Annotated in this window: 10 protein-coding genes; all 10 read left to right on the forward strand. The window is 41.9% G+C overall.

Translation table 11 applies throughout. The features are described 5' to 3' along the window. Positions 1–26 precede the first annotated feature (26 nt). On the forward strand, positions 27–1,556 hold the full coding sequence (locus EDM53_RS00760) for an acyl-CoA carboxylase subunit beta (protein ID WP_130121463.1): 1,530 nt from the start codon (positions 27–29) through the stop codon (positions 1,554–1,556). Between the two features lie 5 nt (positions 1,557–1,561). Then, entirely contained in the window at positions 1,562–2,254 is a 693-nt protein-coding gene (gene radC, locus EDM53_RS00765) for a RadC family protein (protein ID WP_130121465.1), read from the forward strand. A 19-nt stretch (positions 2,255–2,273) separates the two neighbouring features. Next, entirely contained in the window at positions 2,274–3,053 is a 780-nt protein-coding gene (locus EDM53_RS00770; RefSeq protein WP_130121467.1) for an NAD kinase, read from the forward strand. A gap of 48 nt (positions 3,054–3,101) precedes the next feature. After that, positions 3,102–3,716: a Holliday junction branch migration protein RuvA gene (ruvA, locus tag EDM53_RS00775; RefSeq protein ID WP_130121469.1), complete on the forward strand. Its 615-nt coding sequence runs from the start codon at positions 3,102–3,104 to the stop codon at positions 3,714–3,716. Positions 3,717–3,727: 11 nt separating this feature from the next. After that, the gene (locus EDM53_RS00780) at positions 3,728–4,570 is read left to right on the forward strand and encodes a type I glutamate--ammonia ligase (protein ID WP_207215389.1); all 843 of its coding nucleotides are present in this window, start codon (positions 3,728–3,730) and stop codon (positions 4,568–4,570) included. A gap of 44 nt (positions 4,571–4,614) precedes the next feature. Then, positions 4,615–5,532, forward strand: a complete 918-nt coding sequence (locus tag EDM53_RS00785; RefSeq protein WP_130121473.1) for a D-alanine--D-alanine ligase — start codon at positions 4,615–4,617, stop codon at positions 5,530–5,532. 5 nt (positions 5,533–5,537) lie between these two features. Further along, on the forward strand, positions 5,538–6,338 hold the full coding sequence (locus EDM53_RS00790; RefSeq protein ID WP_207215390.1) for a cell division protein FtsQ/DivIB: 801 nt from the start codon (positions 5,538–5,540) through the stop codon (positions 6,336–6,338). A 14-nt stretch (positions 6,339–6,352) separates the two neighbouring features. Continuing rightward, positions 6,353–7,597 (forward strand): cell division protein FtsA, encoded by a 1,245-nt coding sequence (ftsA, locus tag EDM53_RS00795; RefSeq protein WP_130121477.1) that lies wholly within the window; start codon positions 6,353–6,355, stop codon positions 7,595–7,597. Positions 7,598–7,663: 66 nt separating this feature from the next. Beyond that, on the forward strand, positions 7,664–10,270 hold the full coding sequence (gene alaS / locus EDM53_RS00800; protein ID WP_130121479.1) for an alanine--tRNA ligase: 2,607 nt from the start codon (positions 7,664–7,666) through the stop codon (positions 10,268–10,270). Continuing rightward, a partial coding sequence (locus tag EDM53_RS00805) for an AAA family ATPase (RefSeq protein ID WP_165379514.1) occupies positions 10,267–10,463 on the forward strand: 197 nt, incomplete at its 3' end. The genes alaS and EDM53_RS00805, both read left to right, overlap by 4 nt.

Consider the following 10,463-nt stretch of genomic DNA (forward strand, 5'->3'; position numbering starts at 1 on the left):
CAATTGTTAAATTTTTGTGTCATTTTATGGAAATCATTGAAGCTCTTGAACAAAAACGTAAAGCTGCAAGGTTGGGAGGCGGGCAAGACAAGATCGACAAGCAACATCAAAAGGGGAAGTTGACAGCTCGTGAAAGAGTTGAGCTTTTGCTAGATCCTGATTCTTTTGAAGAGCTTGGAATGTTTGTGGAGCACAGATGCAAACATTTTGACATGGATGCAAATGTAATTTCAGGAGATGGAGTTGTTGCTGGCCATGGTACGATTAACAGACGGTTAGTGTTTGTGTATAGCCAGGACTTTACAGTATTTGGAGGCTCTTTAAGTGAAACTAATGCCGCAAAGATCAATCGTGTACAAGACTATGCAATGAAGCTGGGCGCACCTATCATAGGTATAAACGATTCCGGCGGTGCAAGAATTCAGGAAGGCGTAGATTCCTTAGGAGGCTATGGAGAAGTGTTTCAAAGAAACGTAGATGCTTCAGGTGTTATTCCACAGCTGTCATTGATTATGGGGCCGTGCGCAGGCGGAGCAGTTTATTCACCTGCACTTACCGACTTCATATTTATGGTAAAAAACAGATCCTACATGTACATCACTGGGCCGGATGTTTTAAAAGCAGTTACACACGAAGAAGTAACTCACGAAAAACTGGGAGGAGCAGATGTACACACTACAAAAAGTGGAGTCTGTGATAGCGCATTTGAAAATGATATAGATTGTTTGCAGCAGGTAAGAAGGTTTTTTAACTTCCTGCCATCTTCAAATAGATCGGGAATACCTTTTAGACCTACATACGACCCAGCAGATAGGGTTGAAATGTCATTGGAAAACTTTATTCCTGAAAATCCCAACAAACCCTATAACATGAAGGAACTCATAGACAAGTTGGTGGATGAAGGCGATTTTTTTGAAATTAAGCCAGATTATGCAAAAAATCTCATAGTGGGATTTGGAAGGTTTGAAGGTAGAACTGTCGGAATAGTTGCAAATCAGCCAATGTGCGCAGCAGGATGTCTCGACATTAACAGCTCTATCAAAGGCGCTAGGTTCATTAGATTTTGCGATGCCTTTAGCATTCCAATTGTTACTTTAATAGACGTACCAGGGTTTTTGCCAGGTTTGGAACAGGAGCACACCGGAATCATTAGAAATGGTGCCAAGTTACTGTATGCATACGCAGAGGCAACCGTTCCAAAAATTAGCATCATCACAAGGAAAGCATACGGAGGAGCATACATAGTGATGAACTCTAAACACCTCAGAGGAGATATCAATTATGCATGGCCCAACACCGAAATAGCAGTAATGGGCGCTAAAAGCGCGGCCAGTGTTCTTCACAGGGACATAGCAAATGACTCAGAGATGTTTGAAAAAAAGGTGCAGGAATACCAAGAAAAGTTTAGTAATCCATTCGTAGCAGCATCGCGTGGCTTTTTGGATGATATTATAAGACCTTACAATACAAGGTTTAGAATATGCCGCGCCTTGGCTTTGCTTGAGCATAAAACAGTTCAAAAGATTTGGAAGAAACACGACAACCTACCATTGTAAGAGCCATGACTGAGTTAAAGACACAACCTAACTTTAATGCAGGTCACAGAGAAAGGTTAAGAGAGCGGTTTTTAAAATCTACAATTGGCACGCTACAAGACTACGAAATTTTGGAAATGTTTTTGTTTAGTTGCTATCCAAGGCGAGATACAAAAGCACTTGCCAAAGAATTGCTACGAAAATTTGGCAGCATACATGGAGTATTAAACGCAGAGCCCTCCAGCTTACTTACAATTAAAGGTATAGGGGCAAATACAGCATGTATGCTTAAATTGCTTGAAGACATTATATCAAGGGTTGTGATACCAAACAAAAAGAATTTTGACGTATTAAGCAACTGGTCTGCGGTCTTAGGTTACTGTAGGACCACAATGGGCTACAAGAGCATAGAAGTGTTCAGAGTGCTCTACCTCAACAGAAACAATCTACTGCTATGTGACGAAGTAATACAAGAAGGGACTTTAGACAGAGTGGCGGTATATCCACGAGAAATTCTAAAGACGTGCCTCAACATGGGAGCAAGTGCCATCATACTCGTACACAACCATCCAAGCGGTGATCCTAGGGCATCGTCAGACGATATCTCGATGACCAAACATATTATAAAAACACTGGAGCCACTTAACATCAGTGTACACGATCATCTTATCGTGTCTCACGATTGCATCTTTTCATTTAAAAATGTAGGGTTACTATAATTTGTAACGATGAAAGCATATGAAATTTAAGAAAGTTGGCGTGGTGCTGGACCATAAGTCGCACGTAGCATCAAAAGCTTATAACGAAATACTTAAGCGCTACGGTTTTGCAGAAGTCGATGAGAATGACAATTACGACGTAATCCTTGCCATAGGTGGTGATGGTGTAATGCTCAGAGCGTTGCACAGATTCATGAAGCACACTGTACCGATATACGGTATGAACAGGGGCTCTATTGGATTCTTAATGAATAAGTATAGTCTGGATGACATACTTGCTAAGCTTGAGAACGCAAAAGAAACTGTCATATATCCGTTGGAAATGACAAGTACAGATGTACATGGAACGGTGACTGTAGCAACTGCGATTAACGAGATCGCCCTACTAAGAGAGACAAATCAGGCAGCGCACATTCAAATTAGCATCAACGACAGAGTTGAGTTAGACAAGATGGTAGGCGATGGAATTTTAGTAGCAAGCCCTGCAGGAAGCAGCGCCTACAACTTTGCAGCTTATGGCCCAATTCTTCCACTCAACTCTAAAATGTTGGCGTTGACACCACTTGCGCCTTTTAGGCCGCGTAGATGGCACGGAGCACTTTTAACGCATAATAGCAAGATATCATTTGAAGTGTTATCCCCTACAAAGCGCCCAGTCGGTGCTTCAGCGGATTACGTGGGATGCAGAAACGTCAAATTCATCGAGATCATTGAAAGATCAGATTTGCCACTAACTTTGCTATTTGATAAGGAATACACCTTTGAGGAGCGCTTAATGAGAGAACAATTCTTGACATGAGACACTGTCAAATGTAGCCTCATCGGTGTATCATTGAATTATAGCAATATGATAGGCAAGCTTGTAGGAATAGTTGAGCACATTGACGAGGATCACTTCTTGTTGAATGTTGATGGTGTCGTGTACATCGTCTTTGGGCATGTAGGTACTTTAAGCACACTTCAAGTTGGCCAAAAGTCCTCCGTTTACACCGATCTACATATCAAGGATGAGCAGATAGTGCTGTACGGCTTTCTTCAAACTATTGAAAAAAAGTGGTTTAAGTTGCTACAAACTGTTCAGGGAGTTGGCAGCAAGGTAGCTCTGCTGATACTTGGATCTGTGTCACCTGAAAAGTTAACGGGGGCTATACTGTCGGGAGATCAGCACCTTTTTAAGCAGATTCCAGGCATAGGTAGTAAAATCGCATCCAGAATCATCAACGAGCTCAAGGACAAATTTACAAATAGTAAAAATAGCGAGCTGTTTTTGAGCCATAGCGCATTGCAGCATGGTAATGCAGCCACCAGTACAAAGGCTCAAGATGCAGTCGTTGCCTTGTCAAATTTGGGATTTAATCGTACCAATGCCTATAAGATCGTGACAGATATTCTCGCCTCTGATCAAGACATACCACTGGAAAATCTGATTAAAGAGGCTTTGGGGCAACTTGGCTCGCTATAGTAGTGCATATGGTGGCATCAATTTCAAGTCTGCTACAAAATGTGCAGTTGCACTTGAAGTCTCGCTTTAATGTAGCACCACTCATAGGTCTTGAACTTGAGTTTTACCTCAAACCACAAAAGGACAGCTTTGATGGAGCGTACACAAACTTTCAAAGTCGTGCTGCTGCAAATGGACTTCATGTCGTCAAAGAAAAAGGGCAAAACCAGTATGAAATAGACATACTACAAAATGGCAGCATTTTAGATCTGCTAAATCAGCTAAAGTCTGCTAAGGACATACTGGTCAATGTAGCAGCAATGGAAAAGCTTGACATAATATTTGACGCCAAGCCCTTTTGTGATGACTACGGATCGGCTTTGCATGTGCATGTCAGTTTACATGATGACAATGGTCAAAATGTTTATGGAACACATGCCATGGGGAAAGAATACTTACACAGCAGCATCTTTGGAGTTTTGGAGCTGCTTGATCAGGGCATTGCTCTATTTTGCCATGACAGGGACTTCGCACGGTTTGTACCAGGCATGATGTGCCCTACAAACATTAGCTGGGGAGGCAACAATAGAACAACAGCAATACGCATACCGATCAGCGATGATACAAGGAGAAGGTTTGAGTTTAGAGTCGCGCCCTCAAGCGCAGATGTCAAAGACGTGGTAGCATTTCTGCTAATAGGTATATATCACGGCTTTACAAACCCTCACCTTTCTTTTCCAAAGATATACGGTAATGCCTTTGACGAACAGTATGCTTTACAAATTCTGCCAAAAGATTTAAAAATGGCAAGCAAGCTCTTTAATACAAAGCAAACGCTTAAAAAATATATAGATTTTTTTGCTAACCAGTATTAATGAAAGCAGGCTTTTGTGGTTTATCAATGAGGTAATTTGTATAAATGAAGCATGTTGTGGTCTTAATGGGTGGTTCGTCGACGGAAGCTGAGGTATCTGTGGTTTCAGGGACAAGGGTAGCTTCTGTGCTACGGGAACTTGGCTATACTGTTACTGTTGTTGAACCCGACAAGAACCTAGCACTCAGACTCGCGGAATTATCACCGAATGTCGTCTTTAACGCATTACACGGCACATATGGAGAAGACGGTGCAGTACAAGGTTTACTTGAGATCATGCGGATTCCATATACTCATTCCGGCATCACATCATCCGCCATCGCTTTTAATAAAATAATGACCAAGCAAATAGCGTCACAGCTCAATATTCAGACTCCACACCACAAGATTGTTCAAAAGGAAGCTTTGGTTGATCTAATCACAAATGGTGAGCATCCGATGCCCCTCCCCTACGTGATCAAACCGATCTCAGATGGATCAAGCATAGGCGTTCAAATCGTGTACGACATTAGTGATGTGGATGTTAATGCACTATGTAGAGATCAGTTTTTGCTTGAAACCTACATACCAGGAAAAGAGCTTAGTGTCGCTGTGTTTAAAAATGAAGCCCTTGGGGTGTTGGAGCTGTCCTACAAAGATAGGTTTGCAGACTACAATGCTAAGTATGCAGAAGGAGGCTCCACACATATCATACCTGCTTCAATTTCAAAAGAAATATACGACAAGGTAGCAAAACAATCTACAGCACTGCACCAGGCACTTGGATGCTCTGTGATCAGCAGAAGCGACTTCAAATTTGATGAAAGCAAAGGAGCAGATGGTTTGTATTTTCTGGAAATTAATACACAGCCAGGCCTGACTTTTACTTCCATGGTCCCGGATCTGCTTGCTTACGCAGGATATGAGTTGAAGGACCTTATCAAGGAACTGATCGCACAAGCGAAATGCCACATATCCGTTTAGTGCCCATGAAGATACAAGGGTATGTACCCAAATCACAACAGGTGTTGGTTCAAATAAGAAAAAAGCATCACAAACGCTATATTTTGCCTATAATTCTGGGATTGGCAGTTTGTTGTGTGATGGTGTATTTGTGTCGTGACGCTTTGAAGATTTGGAACAGCGGGGCCAAAATCGTCACAAAGATGATCGCAACGTCTATGACACCTACATTGCGTACGATTCAAGTCTCCGGGAACAAGCGTCTTTCACAAGATGATATCATCAAGCTAAGTGGTTTGTATGATGGCGCAAACATTCTCACACTTGATCTTGAAGGAATCAGAGCTGACATCAAGAGCAATAGCTGGATCAGCGAGGTATCTGTGAGAAGGATATTTCCAGATACCGTTCAAATCACTGTGGAAGAAAGCATTGTCAATGCGCTTTGGTATCACAACAATCAGTATCACTTTGTGGACAATAAGGGCCAAGTCATCACCCAAGTAGATACCAAAGACATTTCAAATATCAAAGAAGAGTATGTGGTCCTGCTGGGTGACAATGCATGCGATACATACGCTTCTTTAAATGCTTTATTAGTTGAACACACAATCGATCAAACCGTCAAGGCTCTTGAGAGAGTTGGAAATAGACGATGGAACGTTCATCTTAAAACAGGGACGATAGTGAAGCTGCCAGAGGATAACGGCAGTGGCATACTTTCAAAGTCCATTCAAACATTATCTAAAATACTTGCAGGCAAAACCTTAGATTATGCTATAATCGACCTAAGACTCATGCCTGACAAGATCTACATCAACAAGTAAGGTCATTTTGATACATGTCTAAACAAAGAAAAAATGTGATTGCGGTGTTAGACCTTGGAAGCTCTAAGGTGGTCTGTTTTATCGCCAAGATAAGTGTACATGGACGTTTGGAAGTACTGGGAGTGAGCCACCACATCTCTAATGGCATCAGAGCTGGAATTGTCAGCGATCTTAAGGCTATAGAAAAGTCCATTTTGCAATCTATCGAAGCCGCTGAGAAGATGGCAGGAGAACGGATACACAAAGTCTTTATCAGCATTTCTTCCAACAATCTGTTGTCACACAGAGTGACGTCGGACATCACCATCACTGGCCATGAAATTAACGCCAAAGACCTCAACAAGCTTTTGTTTCAAATCTTGGACAGGTTTAACGAGCAGGACATGGAGGTGATACACTTCTTTCCATACAATTATACGCTAGATGGCAATAGAGGTATAGAGAGCCCTCTCGGCATGTATGGCAATAAGTTGTCGTGCGATTTCCATATACTATCAGGGCACACGAGTACACTGCTTAATATTGCCAACAGCGCTGCGAAGTCCCATTTGGAAGTGGAAAGCTACGTGTCATCCTCCTATGCCAGTGGTCTTGCATGCTTGACTCCAGATGAGCGAAGTCTAGGAGTGACACTGATAGAGTTTGGTGGAGGATGCACTTCAATCTCTGTTTTTTACAATGGTTGGCTTATCTTTACAGATGGATTGCCGATCGGAGGCATCAGCATTACCAATGATCTGGCAAGGGTGCTATGTACAGATTTTGCAAGTGCAGAACGAGTCAAAACGCTTTACGGAACGGTCATATCCAGTGTGTCTGACTCAAAGGAAATGATAGAGGTACCGTTATCAAATGAAGATGATAGCGAAATGAACATAGTACAAAGAAGTACAGTTGTCGAAATTATCAGAGCGCGAGTTGAGGAAATACTTGATATCGTTGCAGAAAAACTAGAAAACAGTCGTGTCGGGGATTTGTCTGGCAATAAAGTTGTAATCACTGGAGGTACAGCGCAGCTATCTGGCATCAAAGAGCTCGTTGGAGAGAAGTTTTCCAAGACGGTGAGAATAGGCTACCCTGTAGTCATCGATGGGCTCGCCGAGAACACCAGTGGTTTAGCCTTCACGGCACCCATAGGAATGCTGTTGTACGTCTCTGAGGGTATTCACAAACCGAACCATTTCGGTATGGACAATACCAACAGACACGGCTCTTGGTTTGCTAATCTGATCGAGTGGTTGAAGCAGCACTTTTATTAAGTACTTTTAGATCAGTTCACAGAAATGTGGTAAAGTGCCTGAAGAATTATAACAAGGCAAAATAATATGTACCTCAACGAAATAAGAAGCTCATTTTTAAGCTACTTTAAACACCATGATCATCATGTTGAGCATTCAAGCTCCTTAATCCCTCACAATGACCCTACCCTCATGTTTACAGGAGCTGGTATGGTACCGTTTAAAAATTATTTTACCGGACTTGAGGCTCCTCACCACAAAAAAATTACAACAGCTCAAAAGTGTGTACGTGCAGGAGGGAAACACAACGATCTAGAAAACGTAGGGTATACTGCAAGACACCATACTTTCTTTGAAATGCTTGGAAATTTTTCTTTTGGAGGTTACTTTAAAGAAGAGGCCATAGAGCTGGCTTGGCAATATCTCACAAAAGAACTATCCTTACCTCACGATAGGCTTTACATTACAGTCTACCATGATGATATGGAAGCCTTTAATATTTGGAAAAAGCTGACCAACTTTAGCGACAGTAAAATTATCAAAATCGCCTCCTCAGATAACTTCTGGGCAATGGGGGACCAAGGCCCATGTGGCCCATGCTCCGAGATCTTTTATGATCACGGATCAAAGTATGAAGGAGGTCTACCCGGCACACCTACATCTGACGGAGATCGATACGTAGAAATTTGGAACTTAGTCTTTATGCAATATGAAAGGCTTCAGGATGGTTCTTTAGTACCCCTCCCCAAACCTTGCATAGATACTGGCATGGGGTTAGAAAGGATCACAGCAGTTTTGCAGGGCACTTACCACAACTACGAGACAGATGTCTTTCAAAGGTTAATAGGTATGTCCCAGAAACTGTCTTCTACAGATCAACACACCATCATATCGCATAGAGTCATAGCGGACCACCTTAGATGTGCAGCTTTTTTAATTGCTGCGGGAATATTGCCCTCAAATGAGGGTCGCGGCTACGTGCTAAGGCGTATCATGCGGAGGGCAATGCGGCATGTTCAAATGCTTCAGGTTCAAACACCATTCTTGCATAAGCTTGTATCGACTTTAGTTCAAGAAATGGGTGAAGCGTATTCGGAATTAAAAGCAACGGAAAGCGCTATCGTTTCCACTTTCATGCTTGAGGAGGAGACATTTCAAAGCACTTTAAAAAGGGGCTTGGCGTTGCTTAATAAAGCCACATCGGAGCTGAAATTTGGGGATACCATTTCTGGGGATGTCGCCTTTAGTCTATACGATACATACGGATTTCCTCTGGATTTAACAAAGGACATTTTGAAAGACAGAAATATTCAAGTAGATGAAGCTGGCTTTGAGCTATGTATGGAGCAGCAGCGGATCAAAGCAAGAGCTTCATGGGCTGGCTCTGGAGAATCAAAAAGTGAAGCTTTATGGTACCAACTAAAAGAGCGAATTGGCGGAACAGACTTTGTAGGGTATACTAACAAGGAGATAGAAGCTGTAGTACAAGCTATCGTTATAAACAACGAGTTGGTAAATGAAGCTTGTGACTGTGAAGCAACATTGGTGTTAAATCAAACAGTCTTTTATGCTGAATCAGGTGGCCAGGTAGGTGATACAGGGAATATCAACGACAGTGACGTACTAGACACCAAGAAATTTGCTGAATCTATTATCGGACACATCACGACGATCAAAAACACATTAAAAGTTGGTGACGTGGTGCATGTCAAGATTGACACAGGAAGGAGAAGAAAGATACAAGCCAACCATTCTGCTACGCACATTTTACATAACGTATTGCGAAAAAGATTGGGTACACATGTTGTACAAAAAGGTTCGATGGTTGGGCCAGATAAGTTGCGTTTTGATTTTTCACATACCGAGCGGATTTCACAGGATGAGCTCGTGGCGATAGAGAGAGAAATCAATCAAGTGATCACTACCAACCATACAACGCATACAACATTTTCTTCTCTTCAATCCGCGATCGCAGCTGGCGCGATGGCTTTGTTTGGTGAAAAGTACGATAATGATGTGAGAATGATGACGATTGGAGAGTCTATAGAGCTATGTGGTGGCACACATGTTCATCAAACTGGGGAGATAGGCGCCTTTAAAATCGTATCTGAGGAGTCGATCGCATCTGGGGTTCGAAGAATTGAAGCTGTCACTGGACTTGCTGCTATAGACTATATGAGCCAAAAGCAACATATTTTGCAAAAAACCGCCATAATGCTAAAATGTCAGGAAGGCCAAATACTTGAAAGATTGGCGGCAATCATGGATGATAAACAAAAAATCGAGAAAAGCTATAGAGAACTGCAGGTTTTGAAGGCCCTAAAGTTTGATATTAAATCGGAGGAGATACAAGGCCTCAGATTCATCGTCAAAATCGTTGAAAACTTTGCAAAGCAAGATTTGAAATGTCTTATCAACGGGTTATTGCAGTCTCTAGGAGAAGGGCAAGGCATAATACTTCTTTTTAACAAATGCGGTGATAATGTAGAGCTTATGCTTTCCATTACAAAAGGTGCTACAGCCATCTACCAAGCCTCTGCTATTGTTAAACACATCATCGCTAACATAGGAGGTAATGGTGGTGGTAACGCGGAATTAGCACAAGCTGGTGGTATACAATCTGACAAACTTGAAGACTCTGTCCAACTTTGTAAAGAGTATATGTTACAACTCAACAAGTTAGGTATAAAATGAAACTTCCAGTTGGCTTAAGTGACTTTAAAAAGCTCATAAAAGGTGGCTATATCTTTGCCGATAAAACGCACCTAATCAGAGATATCATTGATGATGGAGCTGATATTATTCTCATTACAAGGCCGAGAAGGTTTGGCAAGACTTTAAACTTATCGATGCTTTACTACTTCTTTGATCATCTCCAGCCAAAGGA

The sequence above is a fragment of the Rickettsiales endosymbiont of Peranema trichophorum genome, from assembly GCF_004210275.1.
Classification (GTDB): Bacteria; Pseudomonadota; Alphaproteobacteria; order Rickettsiales; family Midichloriaceae; genus RICK02.